Below are 16,134 nucleotides of genomic sequence, written 5' to 3' on the forward strand. Positions count from 1 at the left end.
CCATTCGATAAAAAAACACCCGGAGTAAACGTATCCGGGTGCATTTCTGTAATTGAATTTTTATTCTGCTGTCTTATTTACTTTACTAAACTGGCTGATAAAGAAAATGAGAGTGCCAATCATAAATATTGTCATAAATCCGAACAGTGCCCAGACACTGGACGTAAAAGTATCTATGTTCCCGCTTGAAATTACAGATCTGAAACCAGAAACTGAATATGACATCGGGAGCCATGAATTAAATACTTGCAGTTTGTGAGGAATCATTTCTAACGGGAACGTACCCGCACTTGTTGTAAGCTGAAGAACCAGTATGATTATCGCAATAAAACGGCCCGGATCTCCGAGTATCGTTACAAGAAGCTGAACAAGTGCCATAAATGTAAGACTTGTTAAAATCGTAAAACCAAAGAATGCGGGTGTACTGCTGACCTGTATATCCAATCCATATAATAATATGGAATCTGCAATGATCGCCTGCAGAATACCAACTGCCGCTAGAAAGGAAAACTTGCTCGCAAACCAGCTGAATCCCGATCTAGGTCTTCCAGCCAAATCACGCAATGGAAATACGATCGTTGTGAAAAGTGCCCCTACAAATAATCCAAGCGATAAAAAGTAAGGAGCAATTCCGGTCCCATAGTTCGGTACTTCAGTATAGCTTTTCGTTTTCAAATTTACCGGGTTTGAAATTCGTTCAAACGTTTTATCATCCGGGTCAAGTTTATCTGTCTTAATAGCCGCATCACTTAATTTTGCGGTCAGCTCACTGCTGCCTGCCAAAATCTGTTCTTCTCCATTATGGATCTCCTGAACATGTCCTGATACTTCATTCCAACCATTTGCTGCTGCCGCAGTTCCATCTGCCAGTTGCTTCGTGCCGCTTTGTAACTTTCCAGCACCTGCTGCTGCTTCATTTAATTTAGTTTGGAACGTTTGTGTACCGCCGTTTAATTCAGCTTGGCCTTTAGAAAGCTGGTCCGCACCGTTAACGAGTTTTAGCTGGCCATCATGTACTTGTTGTGCCCCATTAGCTACAGCTGCCTGTGAATCACTCAGCTTTTTAGAACCGCTAGAAAGCTGATCAGCGCCTTCTGCTATTTTTCCAGAGGCAGCTGTTAATCCGTCCATTCCAGCATTCACTTGACCGCTTACTGCAGCTATTTGTTTTAATGATGCTGCAATCTCTTCATCAGACATATTCTTCTGATTTTGAATCAAAGCATTTAGCTGCTGTTCCACTTGCTTTGATCCAGCACTAGTTTTTTGCGCTCCGGCATTCCATTGTGAAGCAGAGCTTGAAAGTGTGTTCGCTCCTTTTGATAATTTTTCAGCTGCTGATTGCAGCGCCAGACTGCCATTTTTTACTTTTCCAGATCCGACTGCAGCTTCTCCCAAACCTTGCTCTAGGGATGTTGCTCCATCACTTAGCTGCTGTTGGCCAGCTAAAAGCTGCTTATGACCAGCGGCTAATTGATTTAAACCGTTGTTTAACTGTCCCATTTTTTCATTTAATTGTATGGCTCCGCTGTTCAGCTGCTGAATCTGGGGACTTTTATCAGCCATACCCTTCGCAAGTTCGCCGCTTCCAGAAGCTGTTTTTTCTAAACCATCAGTAATTTTTTGAGAACCATCTGCTGCCTGTTTGAGTCCTCCGCCTAGCTCTTCTACTTGCTCAAACATTACCTTAGCATATGTTTTCGTAAGTTCATGTGAAAGACTTTCTTTCATTTTATTTACGGCCGATCCGCCTATTTGAGAAGCAAGAAAGTTAAACCCCTGGTTTTGTGTGAAAATTAATTCTGGCTTCTTCACCTTATCATCAGATACTTCTGAAGCATTTTTAGAAAAGTCTTTAGGTATTTCGATCATCATGTAATAGTCATTATTTTTCAACCCTTGCTGTGCTTTTTCTTCACTAACAAATTTCCACTTAAAAGAAGGGTTTTCTTTCAGTTTTTCCACAAAATCGTCACCGGCATGCAGGTTTTCTCCATCATGTTTGTAGCCTTCATCCTGATTAACTACAGCGACTGGGAGCTCCTCCATCTTGCCGTATGGATTCCAGAACGCCCATAAATAAGTTCCGCTATACATAATCGGTATAAAAAGAACTGCCAAAACAGGTATAGCAATTTTTTTATTTGTAAATACTGCCTTAAACTGTGCAGTGATACTTTTAAACAACATATTCACTCCTTACAATTCTATATAATACCGAATGACTATTTCAGTCAAATGGTCATTTAATATCAAAAAAAGAGACATCGCATCGTCCACTTTTTAAAACTGACCAGATTTCATTTTCGGTCACAACTTAACTTATCACGTTTTATCCCCTTCTGCAACATCAAGATTTTCGCAAACCATCCATAACAAACATTTCAAGTACTTCAAGCATTTTTTCCTTCTGAATTGCTGGGTTGTCTTTTTCCCAATCGAAGATGAGTGCTACATAAAGCTTAACCATCATAAAAGCTACGATGTCAGTTGGACAATTCTTCAGTTCCCCTTTTTCCACTGCTTTATCTAATTCATTTTTCACAAAATTTAATACGGCTTTTTCAATTCTGTGAACCGCCTCTTTCACTGGAGAAGTGTTAAGTTCTTTTACTTCTTGTGACAATTTTACCGCTAATTGATGTGTTTTTCGAAGCTCAATAACTCGATATAGTGCATCATGAAGATTTTCATAAAAAGGACGATCATCTTTAATCGCTTCAGAAGCAGCGTGCTTTGTCTCCATTACGAGACTTGTAACGATCTCAGAAAAAAGTTCTTCCTTATTTGCAAAAAAGGTGTAGATTGTACCTTTCCCTACATTCGCGATTTTAGCAATTTGATCAACTGTACTTGCTTTATATCCGAACATTGAAAAAGATTTTTCTGCTGCTTCTAATATACTCTGCCTGCGATCCATCAATTTCTCACTTCCTCATCCAGCTGTAATGACTTCGGGCATAATGGCAATGTTAAAAGCACTCTCGTACCAACGTTGACTTCACTTTCGTATCTTATCTTACCGCCCATGTCTTGAATAAGTTTATACGTAACCATCATTCCAAGACCTGTTCCTTTTGCCTTAGTTGTATAGAAAGGAAGGCCAATCTGTTCAAGCTGTTCCTTCGTCATGCCAGCTCCATTGTCTTCAATAGCAATCGTGATACTTTTTTTCGATACATTGTATGTGTACAAATGAATGTTTCCTGATTCACTGATTGCTTCAATGCCATTTTTAATAATGTTAATAAGTCCCTGCTTCAGCTTTGGTTCATCAGCATTTACAATGTGCGGACCAATTTTGCTTCCCGATACCTCTACATTATAAATATTGCCATATGGTGCTGTTAAAGATACAACATCTGACAGCACTTTATTAAGTTTAATACTCTCCAATTTTGGCTCGTCTGGTTTTACCATCGACAAGTAATCTGTAATAATCTTATTTGTACGATCCAATTCTTCGATTAATAGCGGTGAATATTCTTTTAATTTTGCATCGGTTGTCGTACTTCCGAGGAATTGAATCATTCCCCTGATCGTTGTCATCGGGTTTCGGACTTCATGAGCAATAGCAGCTGCCATTTGGCCTGCCACAGCTAGTTTGTCCAAATATACCGTTTCTTTTAACTGCATGTTTATTTTAACTAATCTTTCTATTAAAAAAATACATGAAAAAAAAGCAATCATGAAGCATGAGAAATACACTAAATAAAAATTGAGAGTTAAAAACTTCAAATACGTATGAATAAATAGGATATAAAACAAAGTATAAACAATCGAAATATAAAATGCTGAGACCCACCTGCGTTTATCTTCATCGAAGAATTTCTGATACGTCAATGCTACGATAAAAGCGAGCAATGTAAGTACAATCCCTAGCCAAACAAACTCTCCTCCCATAATCGTGCGGGCAGCAATAACAAATATTGAACATATCGCCCCAGGGAGCCAGCCAGAATATAGGGTTACAATCATAATGGGAACATTACGCAGGTCAAAAAATGAATCACGCAGTGTTTCAATTGGATACATCATACATACAAGTGCTGCAATACCGCTAATAACACCAAATAAAATCTTATTCTTTATACCGGGAATTACACCTGGGTGAAGAGGATAAATCATATTAATCAGATGTGTAAAGGAGAAAACGATTGCAATATTTACGAATAATGGTTCAATGAATGCTTCCACTTTGTCCTCTCCCCCCCCGCTTTTTCTCCCTACAGTATAGCAGAATGTTAATACAATAAAATATAAAAAACGACAAACTTATCCATTTGTCGTCAATTATTTCAATACATTATTTATTTATTCAGTGAAAATAAACTTTCTACAGCTTTTTTGGCAGAATTCACACAATCAGGCAACCCAACTCCATCATAATAAGCCCCTGCTAAAAGTATCCCCGGAAGCTGTTTATGAAACGCGGTTTGCAGTTTCTGTACATATTCCTTATGACCGACTTCATATTGCGGCATTGCATTCACCATACGTGAAACATGATAATTTTCCGGACGAACTTCAACACCCATCGTAGATTTCAAGTCTGTCAAAACTTTTTCAAGTATCACTTCGTCTGGTTCTGAAACAATTTCCTGATCTTCAGCACGACCTACATAGCACCTCAGCAGCACCTTGCCTGCGGGTGTTGTATGCGGCCATTTTCGTGTCGTCCAAGTACACGCCGTAATGACAGTATCTTCACTTTTCGCCACTACGAAACCAGTACCTTCTAGTGCAAAAGCAACTTCTTCTGCATTGAATTCCATGGCAACCGTCGCAACAGATGTCGGTTTTGTTTCATGAAATCCTTCTGGGAACAGTTGTTCATTAAACAATTTCTTCGTAACGGAGTATGGTGTTGTCACAATAACGTGATCTCCAGTAAGTGATGAACCGTTTTCTAAACTCACTTCATATGTTCCATCATCAAGCTGCTTAACTTGATTCGCATTCACACCTTTTAATATGCTCTCAGCAGGAATAGATTTCTCAAGTGCATCCACAAGTGAAGACAATCCTTTTTTCAATGTTAAAAACGCACCCTTTTTATTTTGAACGGGCTGTGTTTTTTCAGCTTTTGGCTGAGACTTTTTCATTCCTACAATCAAACTTCTATGCTTTTTTTCAGTTTGAACAAACTGCGGGAACGTAGACTCCAAACTTAGCCGGTCAATCTTACCAGCATAAATACCAGACAACAGCGGCTCGATCAGACGATCCACTACCTCGTCACCTAAACGTCTTCTAAAGAAATGTCCTACTGAAATATCCTGGTCTGCATTTGAACGTTTTGGAAGAACCAAATCGAAAGAAGCTCTTACCTTTCCAAAAATCGAAAATAACGGAGTGAAAGCAAAAGGCATCATTTTTGTCGGGACACCCATCACCGCTCCCTCTGGTATCGGGTGCAGTCTTTTATTATGCAAAATATAAGCTTGACCCGCATTGTTTGAAACGAGGTCTCCCCCAAGGCCAACCTCATTAATAAGATCGGTCATGACCGTTTTTCGGGCAAGATACGAATCCGGTCCTCGTTCAATCACAAATCCATCATGAAGAATCGTCTCTATTTTCCCACCAAGTCTATCACTGCCTTCAAGCAGTGTAAACGTGACAGGTTTTCCCGTTTCTTTTGCATATTTTTGTACATAAAAGGCAGCAGCTAATCCCGTAATGCCGCCGCCTAAAATGATCACGTGCTTTCGCTCGCTCATCGGATTCACATTCTTTCTTTCGTTAAAGCTTTTTCAACAACTGTTGCCAGACAATCGATAAATTCCTGACTCGCATTCGGCATTTCAGGACGATAATAGTTTACGCCTAGTTCATCTGTTACCACTTTGCATTCATAATCATTGTCATATAAAACTTCTAAGTGATCGGCAACAAAACCTACAGGACAATAAACAAAATGAGTGTATCCATGCTCATTGAAAAGGTCACGGGTAAGATCTTGCACATCTGGTCCAATCCATGGTTCTGGTGTATTACCCGCACTTTGCCAGCCGATTGTATAATGTGGAACATCAGCACTTCTTGCGATAAAGTCTGCTGTTTCCTGCAATTGTTTCGGATAAGGGTCACCCATCTGCAAAATCTTTTCCGGAAGACTATGTGCAGAGAAAATGACTACCGTTTTATCATGCTCATCTGCGGGTATGCTTTTAAACGTTTGTTTAATTTTATCCGACCAAAATTGAATATATTCAGGTTCATCATACCAGCTGTCAATTGTAGTAAATGAAGGTCCGCCGATCTTAGCTGACTCTTCAACTGCACGTCCATTATAGGATTTTACACTGAACGTTGAATAATGAGGTGCCAGCACGAGTGTTACCGCTTCTTCAATTCCCTCATCTTTCATCTGCCCGACAGCATCTTCAATGTAAGGGTCGATATGTTTTAAACCTAGGAAACTTTTGAATTCACGGTCCGGATATCGGCTGTTCATCTCTTCTTCAAGCTTTTGAGCTTGGTCTTCTGTAATCTTTGCTAAAGGTGAAATACCGCCGATCAGTTCATATCGTTCTGTCAAATCTTGAAGCTGTTCAGGAGAAGGTTTGCGTCCACGTCTAATATGTGTGTAATAACCTTCTACTTCATCCAAGCTTCTTGGCGTTCCGTAAGCCATAACCAGCAAACCTGTTTTCTTTTTACTCAATTTACTCACCCTAGCTTTTTAGACGTATATTCATGAACAAAGGTCGTTAACTGTTTCAAAGTCGCAATGTTAACTTCAGGGAAAATACCTTTACCTACATTGAAAATGAATCCGGGCTCTTCCATACCTTCATCCAATATTTCTTTCGTTCTTGCTTCGATCACTTCCCATGGTGCTAATAGAATGGAAGGATCTAAGTTTCCTTGAAGTGCTTTTGTTACACCCATTTGCCGAGCTTCTCGCGGTGAAAGTCTCCAATCCAGTCCGATGACATCGATTGGTAGCTCATTCCACTCCATCACTAAGTGACGAGCACCAGTTCCGTAAAGGATCAATGGAATATTCTCTTCGCGCAATGCGGAAAAAATGCGGAACATCACTGGTTTAATATATTTTCTGTAGTCAGCAGCATTCAATGCCCCAACCCAAGAATCGAAAATTTGAAAAGCTTGTGCACCTGCAGCAATCTGTGCTTTTGCATATGCGATTGTCATGTCACCAAGCTTTTCCATCAGCATGAACCAGCTTTCAGGATCTGAGTACATAAGCTGTTTTGTTTTATGGTAATCTCTTGACGGACCGCCTTCAACCATATAACTTGCCAGTGTAAAAGGAGCTCCTGCAAACGTAATAAGAGGCACTTCCAACTGCTGACGTAAAATTTTAATCGTATCCAAAACATATGGAACATCTTTCTCAGGGTTGATCGTCCCAAGTCGCTCCACATCTTCACGTGTTCTAATTGGTTTATCAATTACAGGACCGATTCCTGATTTAATCTCTACACCTACACCGATTGCTGGAACAGGCGACATAATATCTTTGTAAAGAATCGCTGCATCTACACCGTGCTGATCAACAGGAAGCTTTGTAACACCCGCGCAGATCTCCGGTCTATGAGTGATGTCAAACAGTGAATACTTCTCCTTCAACTTACGGTACTCAGGCTGAGAACGGCCAGCCTGTCTCATGTACCATACTGGAATATGTGAATTTTTCTCCTTACGACACGCTTTTAAGAACTCTTCATTCATTGTCAAAACGTACACACCTTTCTATACAAGACCAAAAGCTGCAGCACTTATGAAACCATCCCTATCGGCTGTAACTTAAAACCTCTAACGTCAATATCCATACACATTGTAAGGGAATTCATAATAAAAGTATAGGCATCGAGCTCAAATGTCATCATTTTGGCAAATTGCCGCCGTCAATAGAAGGCAGATAGTTGTTTGTTTAAGGAATTTAGTCTCTTTTGGTGATGATTAAGTACACTTTAAACAGCAATAGAGTCTGTTCGGATCGGAATTGAGTCTCTTTGAACCGTGATTGAGTCTCTTTGAAGCATAATTGAGTCTCTTTGAACCTTAATTGAGTCTTTTGACAAATTTCGACATTTCCACAACGATTTATCCTTCTAAATACAAACTAAATACGAAAAAGAAGACAGCCCGTAAGCCGTCTTTCTTGATCAATCATGTTTCTTTTTCTTCTTCCCTTTTTTCTTCTCGTGTCCTTTGCCGTGCTCGACTTTTTTGCCTTGATCGTCATCACCAAATCCAGGGAAGAACGAAATGGAGACTGTATTTGAAGGTCTTCCAGCTTCTTTCGTCAGAGGATTATACGGTACCACATAAAAATCAGGCAAGGTAAACAAATTCTTACCGGAAGCCGTATATTCTCCCTTTCCTTTTACAGTATCAATCTGAGTTGTTTCCCCTTCATCTACTGTATAAATTTTATATTGAAGCCGCTTGTCTTTAGATGCGGTCCAATTTAGTTTAACAGAAGGCATTCCGAAGTCGCCGACACCGAACGAAGCTCTCAAATCATCGATCGAAACTAGTTCAATCGGCGGTTCTAAATCTTTGACTCCATCAGGCTTTTTGAAAGTTAACCCATTCTGTGAAGGAATTTGGTTGACCACTTGTTTAAATAATAGAGTCGGCAAGGCACTTCCGCTGTTTAAATAGGACTGCTTTGTTGTTTTGTCATAGCCCGTCCAGACTGCACCGACGATTTCTGGAGTATACCCGACAAACCACGTATCTTTGTTGCCATGTTCAACGTCAGGATAGTTTGTTGTTCCGGTTTTGCCCGCAATCTCCATATTCTCTGGCCCATCAGAACCTGTACCGCTTTTCACGACTTGCTGAAGCATCCGTGTCATGTACCATGCATTCTGTTTCTTCCAAACTTTCTTTTCTTCCATCTTAGCTTTTCCGATCAAATCACCATCATGATTATAGATCTTGCTGATGACATATGGCTTAATTGTTTTTCCTTCATTTAAAAAGCTGGAATATCCCTGCACCATCTGCAGCGGACTGACACCATTGTCAATTCCTCCGAGTGCGATTCCAAGACCTTTATCCTTTATCGGCATCCCGAGTTTTTCTAAATATGACTTCGAATTGGAGACTCCAATTTCATTCAGCAGCCATACTGCAGAAGAGTTGATAGAATGAGTGATGGCATCCACCATCGAAACTTCGCCTAAATATTTGCCGTTGTAGTTTTTCGGTTCATAACCTTTATAGCTTAATTCTTCATCTTTTATCATCGAATAGGGTTTATACTTTTCGGACTCCAATGCTGGACCATAAACTGCTAATGGTTTAAAAGTAGAACCCGGCTGCCGGTTTACAACGACACGATTCAATCCGCCTGTAATAAAATTCCTCCCGCCTTGAACTGCTATCAGTCCTCCGGTTTTGCTGTTCATTAAAACGAGCGCACCCTCAGGCTTATCAGTTCCAGTCCCGACAAAATAACGTCCATCTTGAAAGGCTTTATACGCGATTGTTTGTGTGTCAGGATCCATTGGAACGACGATTTTATAGCCACCCTGCCTTAATTCTTCTCTGGAAATATGATATTTTTCTCTCGCTTCTCTAATTACCATATCAATATAAGATGAATAGGCCGGGTTGCGCTGTTCTTCGTATACATTTAAAGCAATCGTTTTTCCCTGTGCTCGGACTGTCTCAGATGGCGTTAAATAATTTTGTTTCTCCATAAGTGACAGTACGAGATCCCGGCGTTTCTTTGCCGCTTCCGGATGCTGAATCGGAGAATAATAGCTAGGAGCTTTTGGCAGACCGGCGAGCATTGCTCCTTCTTCAATCGTTAATTCATTTACATCTTTGTTAAAGTACGTTTTCGCGGCTGCTTGAATACCATACGCTCCATGGCCAAAGTAAATCTGATTCAAATACATTTCTAATATTTTATCTTTCGAATATCTGCGTTCCAGATTAATAGCAATAATGGCTTCTTTCGTTTTTCGCAGCCACGATTTTTCGTGAGATAAAAAGACATTTTTAGTGAGCTGCTGAGTGAGCGTACTTCCTCCTTCAACTTTGCTTCCTGCTAAAATATCTTTGTAGATGGCTCGTCCTATTGCTCTTATATCAATTCCATGGTGTTCATAAAAACGTGTATCCTCTGTGGCAACAAAAGCTTCTTGAACATGTTTTGGAATATCATTTATGCTTACAAGCTCTCTGTTTTTATCATAGATTTTTGTGATTTTTTCCCCTTTTTCATTAACTAATATCGTAGCCGAATCCATAACAAGATCTTTTTCATCAATGACATAGTCACCTGCCATTATGATAAACAAGTAGGCAAAAAAGCCAATAATCAAAGAACCGACTAAGATTCCTAATGCGATAAGACTTTTCCTTACCATAAATTAACCTCATTTCATTCTAGGTCGAAAAGTACATTTTATATAATTTTCCCTCTGATGGAAAGTCTTATAACTGCTATCTATCTTCTGCCACGGTTTAATTGCTGTTTGGGTTGGGTAAAACAAAGGTAAATCTATATAAAGGCAGGGATAACTCTATGAATATTTATATCACATATGGCACTTCAGAATATTTATCAGCGTACCAAGAAAAATATGAACCGTCTCTCCTGCTTGAAGGTAATTCTAACTCTTGTTTAGTGTATGAAACAGAAGGAGAGAATCCTTTTTCTGAAAAGCACGAATATGAAATTATCAATCAGCGCGGCTCACTTTCCGGGTCCGGTTTTGTTGTTATGAATCATATTCCTGTAACCGATGAAGGAAGAAGTTTATTTGAGGAACGTTTTCAAAATCGCGCCGGGCTAGTAGAACAAGAACCTGGATTCGTTGGTATCCGAGTATTAAAACCATTACATCAAGACCCTTATATTGTAATGACGCTATGGGAATCACAAGGTGACTTTGCGAATTGGCAGCAATCTAAAGCATATGAAGAAGCACATAAAGATCGCGGAACTTCAAAGGGGCTTCCCGAAAATCTTTTCTCAGGAAAATCATTTGTTAAAGAATATATGGTAGTAAAATGAGCACGGCACCTTTCTTAAATAAAGCCGCTATTATTTTAAATCCAAATGCCGGACAGGGACGTCTTCAAAAACAATGGGATCGCGTACTCGAAGAACTTAATGATGCTTTTACAGATGTAAAAGTTTATGAAACGAATGAACCTGGTGACGGAGCTTCTTATGTAAAAAAAGTGCAGCATGAAGCAGACGTTATCATCGCAGCTGGCGGTGATGGCACCGTTCATGAGGTTGCTGAAGCATTAGCAGCTTTGGAAGGCCAGTTACCCGCATTCGGAATTCTGCCTGGTGGAACATGCAACGATTTTTCACGAGCCCTTGGTATGAATCAAGATCCTTTACTTGCAGCCAAACAGATAAGTCAAAAGCAAATAAAAAATATCGACATCGGAGAATTCGAAGGAAAATATTTCACAAATTTTTGGGGAATCGGTCTCATCACTCATGTTTCAGAGTCGATTGATCCTAATACAAAAGATAAATTCGGCAGGCTCTCCTATTATTTATCTGCGGCAAAATCTTTGCAGACATGGGAACCGTTCGAAATAAAAATACAAGCAAAAGAATTTCATTTTGAGGGTGAAGCAGCGATGTTTTTAGCTGTTAACGGACCATTCACTGGTGGGATAAAACCTTTTTTCCCAAACACTGACCTTCAGGATGGAAAGCTGGATTGCCTGCTGATTGAAAAACCTTCCGTTTCATTCATTTGGGATGTTCTGCAAAACCGGTTAACAGACACTTCGGTTGAAGGCGAAGGATATCATTATTTCCAAAGCTCTGAGATCGTCATACAAACAACTCCCCATCAGCGGATTGATTGTGATGGAGAGCGAAAAGATCTGACACCTTCAATTATAAAGTGCATGAAACAAAAACTTCATACACTCATTGGGGATGCTTCCTTCTAAGAAAAGGGAGCGTCCTTTTTTTATAAGCTAAAATGGATTCACGTGCTCCAATACATAGCAATAGCCATACAGTACCTGCAGAAAAACCTGCTAAAACATCAGAAGGGTAATGTACTCCTAAATAAATCCGGCTAAATCCGATCATAAGAATTAAAAGAATAAATGCAAGAGTAAGGACAATTTTGATTCCTCTACCGTGCTGACTGCGAACAACGAGATAGCCTAAAAATCCATAATAAATTAAGCTTCCCATTGAATGACCACTCGGATAACTGAACCCTTGCTCAGCAATAAGAGAATGCTCTGGTCGAACCCTTCCAAACCAATGCTTTAAAGCGAGGTTCAACAGACCTCCTCCAGCTACTGCAATCATGTATGAAATAGCTCCCCAATAATCCTTTCTTTTAATAACGAGCCATAACAGACTGGTAATTAAAAGCACGGTAAGAAAGGTTTTTGATCCCAAGAAAGTGATAAATTTCATGACTTCTGTTAATGTGTCGCCTCTTAAATTCGTTACATATTGAATAACTACGTTGTCAAACCTAATCCTTTCATCTTCCAATATTTCTTCTGAAAGCTCGAAGAATACATTTAAAGAAACAAAAGAAAGCAATAATCCGCTAAGTATATAAATAACGGGGAGGATAGGAAATGGAAGTTTTTTAGCAAGTTCGCGCAGCATGAAATCCCCTCAATTTCAGAAATGTTGTTTACTATAAGTTTCACGATTTATCAATGAATTAAACGGATTATGCTTAAATTCACAGCTTTTCAATCAACAAAGGCTGCTTGTTGAAACAAGCAGCCTCCTAAGATGAATTTATTTTACAAGCTTAACAAGCATATGTGCAAGTTTATGCCGTTCTTCTTGTTCGCCAACTTTCCATAATTCCTTTAAAAGGTTTTCTTCAGAGTTGCGCGGTTCTTCATGTGCAGCTAGATAATCTGCTACTTTTTCAGCTGTTTTTGCAAGTGTTTCTTCACTCATCCCCATTTTTTCTCCGATTTCAACTTTGCTGTGGAGGTAGCTTTTAAACTCCTCAAAACTCGCTAAGATTTCATCCTTTTTCCCTTCATCCATTCTGCTTACTGTGTCTTTCACTTTGCTAACGTCTACATCTCTTTCTTTGTCCACCATATGTTTGTTGTCCATTTTGAATCCTCCTCGTATTGTTTGTATACCTTTTGTTTAACTAATGTGTCATACATGTTATCTTTTTACCGTTATTCGTAATGTCTAAACGCATTTTTACAGTTTTAAATTACCCTTTTTATAATTCCTTAATACGGTTTATGTTTTTCATAAAAAGGGAAGGATACAACAGAGAACAAGATCAGGAGGTAATACAATGGATAAAGATTTACAAGCACTAATTGACGGACTAAACGAGGATCTTGCGAATGAATATTCGGCAGTCATCATGTACAACCATAATGCAGCAACGGTTTCTGGACTGTATCGTCAAATTTTAAAACCTTTTTTCCAAAGTGAAATTGCAGATGAGCAGGGACACGCGCTCTATTTAGCTGAAAAAATCAAAACGCTTGGCGGCACTCCAACGACTCAGCCCAAACCGGTAAAGCAAGTAGAAAATGTACGTGAAATGCTAGAAGAAGCACGTAATGCAGAAGAAGCTACCATTCAGCGCTATGAAGAGCGCAAAGAACTAGCTTCTAAGCTTAAATTGACTGAATTAGTTGTTCAGCTTGAAGATATGATTGCAGATGAAACAAAACATAAAGAAGAAATGGATCGCTTACTTGCTGATAACCGCTTCTAATAAAGAAAAAGCACCCTTCATCCGACGGGTGCTTTTTTCATGTTTTATTTTTTGGAGTTTTGCTCCATAAGAACGCGCCATCTGAAGCAATTTTGTGCAACTTCTCCTAAGTCTTCTAAGAAGTGATAATTCGCATAGGCTCCAACAATAGCCCCAAGCCCCGGCACCATCTGAAGCATTTTAATTAAATCGATGTGATCCCTGTAGTCTTGCTGAAGTTCTTGCCAATTCAATTGATCGACCGCGCCTGGATGTGCAGGAAATTCATCAATCGTTTCTTCCCAAAAAACAACCTTTTCAAAAGCTTCTTTTCTTTTATTAGGATCTGAAAATGCAAGACGGAACACATGTAATATAAAAATCCGTTCTCTGTAATCTTTTACATCCAGCCCGTATATACTTGCTGCCTCAAATAGAAATTTCATTTTAATTCCGAGCAGCAGCGGGAAATCTGCAAGACCTAATAGAATTCCTCCTGCACCAGTACCTGCCCCTTCAAAAGCTGCCGTTTTTTTATAAAAAGCAAGACGCTCTTTTAATTTTTCGTCCTTTTCCTGAAGACTTCCATGAAATTGGGAAGTCTTTCTCGTTGTATATTCAGAGCCGAGCAATGTAGCTTTAATCATTTGTTTAATACTGCCCGTCACGATATCATGCACTTTTTGCGGTATCTTTTCATTTATTTTCGACTGAATGGATTTAGTTGCTTTATTCCAAAGTGTAGGACGCTTTGTCATTTCTTCTTCCCATTTTTTCAATTCATCAAATACATGCTGTTCATATGTGTTCATCTTACTCCTCCTCTCCTATCATTACGTCATTTCAAGCATTTAAGTTTCAAAACTCAAAACTGTCTGCAGTTGGTATGCCTAATGGAAAACAAAACAGATTTTCAGGATCATATTTTGTTTTTACTTTTATTAACCTTTCCAAATTACTCCCATAGCATTGGTCTAACCAATTTTTAATACAATTATCATGAAAATTAACATATGCTCCATCTGCAAACGGCAGAAGATCATCTCTCATCTGTTCCACCCATTTTGTATTAATCTTTGCTTCTCTTTTTCGTTCCCATTTCGTTATATACTGCAGATTGAACAATGCCTTTCTGTGAACATAAGCCGTTTCATTAGGTTTTATCTCCCCCGCCTTCCCTGCCAATGCTTGGAGCTGCACTTTGTTATCAGGACTTGGAGAGTCTGCTAAATATTGCTTCAAAAGCTTAATCCCTTGTATAGGTAAAAGCTTCTTAGCAAAAGCTCCCGTGTTTTTGAAAGGATGTGCATCTGGATCGCCATGGCTTACAGCGTATTGCTCCATGCCCGGCATGATACCTCCAAAAATCTCGACGGCATCGATGTAAGAAACCTTTTTTACTTCTACAATTTTAGGGGGATAGGCTTTTATTAATGGAGTAAGAAGTTTCCTTAATTCGGATGTAGAACCAATAAATTCTCCGAGCGCGCTTAGTTCTCCTTTTTCTTTCGTTAATAGGTCTATAGTTGATGTTAACCGATTATCCGTAAAGGGAGCCCATCTTTGCCACGCATCTACAACTTTCTCGAACCCTTTCCACTTCCATGTGATATTGAAAATCGCTACATTTTTTATAGGAACTATCCGAAAAACAAAGGAAGTCACAACGCCGAAGTTTCCTCCTCCTCCGCCTCGTGATGCCCAAAACAAATCTGCGTTCTTTTTCTTATTCGCTACAATGATATTTCCTTTTGCGTCCACCATTTCTAGCTCCAGCAGCTGATCGATTAACAATCCATATTGACGGGTGAGCATACCCCAGCCCCCTCCAAGGGTCAACCCTGATAAGCCAACCGATGGACAAGTACCTCCCGGAATCGTGAAGCCTTGCTCAAATAGTTCTTCATAAAGAGGAAGTAACAAAGAGCCAGCACCCAGCTTTGCCGTTTTCTTCTTTCGGTCTACTCGAACATAATCAATTTCGCTTACATCAATGACTAGTCCACAATCTAATGAAGAATAAGCTTCATAGCTATGGCGGCCTGTACGTATCCGGGACTGTACCTTTCTTTTTCTAGCCCAGCAAATCGCATTTGAAACATCTTTAGCATTTTGACAAAAATTAATGATGTTCGGGTAAAGGTTGTAACGCTTATTAAATTCTTCACGAGCCAGTTCATAATCAGGACTGCATGGTCTAACAATTCTGCCGGTTAACCTGCACTCAGCCATATCGGATAGACTCCTTTCATACACTACTTAACGTAATAGAGTATGACGTTCGCCAACACTAGGTTCTGCTAACGGTTTTTAGGCTTTTTTGTTCTGGAGAGAAATCCTCGATTTTAAAATCGAAATACTTCTTTAGCGGCTGAATGATGATAAAATTCCAAAGCAGATTATCTCCATTAAGTCTCCTTTATCATGAAATAAGTCTCTTTGAAGTCTC

Annotated in this window: 14 protein-coding genes; 3 read left to right on the forward strand and 11 right to left on the reverse strand. The window is 39.4% G+C overall.

The window, feature by feature from the left end; translation table 11 throughout:
* Positions 1 to 60: 60 nt before the first annotated feature.
* The 7 genes from RGB74_RS16220 to RGB74_RS16250 all read right to left on the reverse strand — a co-directional run bounded on the left by RGB74_RS16220 (position 61) and on the right by RGB74_RS16250 (position 10,364).
* Positions 61 to 2,187 carry a YhgE/Pip family protein gene (locus RGB74_RS16220; RefSeq protein ID WP_310760328.1) on the reverse strand — a complete coding sequence of 709 codons (2,127 nt, stop codon included), beginning with the start codon at positions 2,185 to 2,187 and terminating at the stop codon, positions 61 to 63.
* A gap of 163 nt (positions 2,188 to 2,350) precedes the next feature.
* On the reverse strand, positions 2,351 to 2,920 hold the full coding sequence (locus RGB74_RS16225) for a TetR/AcrR family transcriptional regulator (RefSeq protein ID WP_310760329.1): 570 nt from the start codon (positions 2,918 to 2,920) through the stop codon (positions 2,351 to 2,353).
* Positions 2,920 to 4,197 (reverse strand): ATP-binding protein, encoded by a 1,278-nt coding sequence (locus tag RGB74_RS16230; RefSeq protein WP_310760330.1) that lies wholly within the window; start codon positions 4,195 to 4,197, stop codon positions 2,920 to 2,922. The genes RGB74_RS16225 and RGB74_RS16230 overlap by 1 nt, the downstream gene beginning before the upstream one ends.
* A gap of 113 nt (positions 4,198 to 4,310) precedes the next feature.
* Complete coding sequence (hemY, locus tag RGB74_RS16235) at positions 4,311 to 5,723, reverse strand: protoporphyrinogen oxidase (protein ID WP_310760331.1); 1,413 nt, start codon at positions 5,721 to 5,723, stop codon at positions 4,311 to 4,313.
* A 5-nt stretch (positions 5,724 to 5,728) separates the two neighbouring features.
* The gene (gene hemH, locus RGB74_RS16240; RefSeq protein ID WP_310760332.1) at positions 5,729 to 6,670 is read right to left on the reverse strand and encodes a ferrochelatase; all 942 of its coding nucleotides are present in this window, start codon (positions 6,668 to 6,670) and stop codon (positions 5,729 to 5,731) included.
* Between the two features lie 5 nt (positions 6,671 to 6,675).
* Positions 6,676 to 7,704: a uroporphyrinogen decarboxylase gene (hemE, locus tag RGB74_RS16245; RefSeq protein WP_310762909.1), complete on the reverse strand. Its 1,029-nt coding sequence runs from the start codon at positions 7,702 to 7,704 to the stop codon at positions 6,676 to 6,678.
* A 437-nt stretch (positions 7,705 to 8,141) separates the two neighbouring features.
* A complete protein-coding gene (locus RGB74_RS16250) occupies positions 8,142 to 10,364 on the reverse strand; it encodes a transglycosylase domain-containing protein (RefSeq protein WP_310760333.1) in 2,223 nt (740 codons plus the stop codon).
* Between the two features lie 158 nt (positions 10,365 to 10,522).
* Between RGB74_RS16250 and RGB74_RS16255 the strand changes: the two genes are divergently transcribed.
* Both RGB74_RS16255 and RGB74_RS16260 read left to right on the forward strand, forming a co-directional pair.
* Positions 10,523 to 11,014 (forward strand): antibiotic biosynthesis monooxygenase family protein, encoded by a 492-nt coding sequence (locus RGB74_RS16255; RefSeq protein WP_310760334.1) that lies wholly within the window; start codon positions 10,523 to 10,525, stop codon positions 11,012 to 11,014.
* Positions 11,011 to 11,922, forward strand: a complete 912-nt coding sequence (locus tag RGB74_RS16260) for a diacylglycerol/lipid kinase family protein (protein WP_310760335.1) — start codon at positions 11,011 to 11,013, stop codon at positions 11,920 to 11,922. The genes RGB74_RS16255 and RGB74_RS16260 overlap by 4 nt, the downstream gene beginning before the upstream one ends.
* On the opposite strand, the gene RGB74_RS16265 is transcribed toward RGB74_RS16260, so the two are convergent.
* Entirely contained in the window at positions 11,900 to 12,607 is a 708-nt protein-coding gene (locus RGB74_RS16265) for a phosphatase PAP2 family protein (RefSeq protein WP_310760336.1), read from the reverse strand. The two genes, RGB74_RS16260 and RGB74_RS16265, sit on opposite strands and share 23 nt — an antisense overlap.
* Positions 12,608 to 12,745: 138 nt before the next feature.
* A complete protein-coding gene (locus RGB74_RS16270; protein ID WP_396136074.1) occupies positions 12,746 to 13,063 on the reverse strand; it encodes a DUF3243 domain-containing protein in 318 nt (105 codons plus the stop codon).
* Between the two features lie 211 nt (positions 13,064 to 13,274).
* On the opposite strand from RGB74_RS16270, the gene RGB74_RS16275 reads away from it, so the two are divergent.
* Complete coding sequence (locus tag RGB74_RS16275; RefSeq protein ID WP_310760338.1) at positions 13,275 to 13,706, forward strand: ferritin-like domain-containing protein; 432 nt, start codon at positions 13,275 to 13,277, stop codon at positions 13,704 to 13,706.
* A 44-nt stretch (positions 13,707 to 13,750) separates the two neighbouring features.
* Here RGB74_RS16275 and RGB74_RS16280 read toward each other — a convergent pair whose 3' ends face one another.
* Together RGB74_RS16280 and RGB74_RS16285 are read right to left on the reverse strand one after the other, a co-directional pair.
* The gene (locus RGB74_RS16280; protein WP_310760339.1) at positions 13,751 to 14,497 is read right to left on the reverse strand and encodes an EcsC family protein; all 747 of its coding nucleotides are present in this window, start codon (positions 14,495 to 14,497) and stop codon (positions 13,751 to 13,753) included.
* A 46-nt stretch (positions 14,498 to 14,543) separates the two neighbouring features.
* Positions 14,544 to 15,917: an FAD-binding oxidoreductase gene (locus RGB74_RS16285; RefSeq protein WP_310760340.1), complete on the reverse strand. Its 1,374-nt coding sequence runs from the start codon at positions 15,915 to 15,917 to the stop codon at positions 14,544 to 14,546.
* Positions 15,918 to 16,134 lie beyond the last annotated feature (217 nt).

The organism is Bacillus sp. NEB1478 (genome assembly GCF_031582965.1).
In the GTDB taxonomy this organism is placed as follows: domain Bacteria; phylum Bacillota; class Bacilli; order Bacillales; family Fictibacillaceae; genus Fictibacillus.

What these genes read in the sequence shown, in the direction of transcription:
- RGB74_RS16250 (WP_310760333.1), bottom strand. Translation starts at nt 10,364, where the DNA reads ATGGTAAGGAAAAGTCTTATCGCATTAGGAATCTTAGTCGGTTCTTTG.
- hemE (WP_310762909.1), bottom strand. Translation starts at nt 7,704, where the DNA reads ATGAATGAAGAGTTCTTAAAAGCGTGTCGTAAGGAGAAAAATTCACAT.
- RGB74_RS16255 (WP_310760334.1), top strand. Translation starts at nt 10,523, where the DNA reads ATGAATATTTATATCACATATGGCACTTCAGAATATTTATCAGCGTAC.
- hemY (WP_310760331.1), bottom strand. Translation starts at nt 5,723, where the DNA reads ATGAGCGAGCGAAAGCACGTGATCATTTTAGGCGGCGGCATTACGGGA.
- RGB74_RS16270 (WP_396136074.1), bottom strand. Translation starts at nt 13,063, where the DNA reads ATGGTGGACAAAGAAAGAGATGTAGACGTTAGCAAAGTGAAAGACACA.
- RGB74_RS16275 (WP_310760338.1), top strand. Translation starts at nt 13,275, where the DNA reads ATGGATAAAGATTTACAAGCACTAATTGACGGACTAAACGAGGATCTT.
- RGB74_RS16260 (WP_310760335.1), top strand. Translation starts at nt 11,011, where the DNA reads ATGAGCACGGCACCTTTCTTAAATAAAGCCGCTATTATTTTAAATCCA.
- RGB74_RS16285 (WP_310760340.1), bottom strand. Translation starts at nt 15,917, where the DNA reads ATGGCTGAGTGCAGGTTAACCGGCAGAATTGTTAGACCATGCAGTCCT.
- RGB74_RS16280 (WP_310760339.1), bottom strand. Translation starts at nt 14,497, where the DNA reads ATGAACACATATGAACAGCATGTATTTGATGAATTGAAAAAATGGGAA.
- RGB74_RS16225 (WP_310760329.1), bottom strand. Translation starts at nt 2,920, where the DNA reads ATGGATCGCAGGCAGAGTATATTAGAAGCAGCAGAAAAATCTTTTTCA.
- RGB74_RS16265 (WP_310760336.1), bottom strand. Translation starts at nt 12,607, where the DNA reads ATGCTGCGCGAACTTGCTAAAAAACTTCCATTTCCTATCCTCCCCGTT.